The sequence below is a fragment of the Enterococcus sp. S53 genome (assembly GCF_016516865.1).
GTDB classification, from domain to species: Bacteria; Bacillota; Bacilli; order Lactobacillales; family Enterococcaceae; genus Enterococcus_D; species Enterococcus_D innesii.
Genome location: NZ_JACVUH010000078.1, coordinates 1 through 328 on the forward strand (window position 1 = coordinate 1; position 328 = coordinate 328).

Annotated in this window: 1 protein-coding gene; it reads right to left on the bottom strand. The window is 45.7% G+C overall.

From position 1 onward, the window contains the following. On the bottom strand, positions 1 to 328 hold a 328-nt coding region (locus IAE45_RS19415; protein WP_200143175.1), incomplete at both ends, for a MucBP domain-containing protein.

The window sequence follows — 328 nt, forward strand, 5'->3', positions numbered from 1 at the left end:
TTCTGCTAATTGATTCCCTTCGGAATCTTTAAATTTCACAGTCACTGGTGCTGCGTCTGATCGCTCATACACATACACCACTTCTTGTGCTTCTTCACTGAATATCCCTGAAGCATTACTTGGTGTTTCCACTACGTACCAACCTGAAATCTCTTTAGGTTCACTATCATACGGCAACCCAACTTTTCCGCTCAAGATCGTTGGTTCCCCTAGTTGGTTCCCTTCGGAATCCTTGTATTTCACAGTCACCGGTGCGGCATCCGAGCGATTATAAATGTACACCACTTCTTGCGGATCTTCACTAAAGACTCCCGACGCGTTGTCTGGT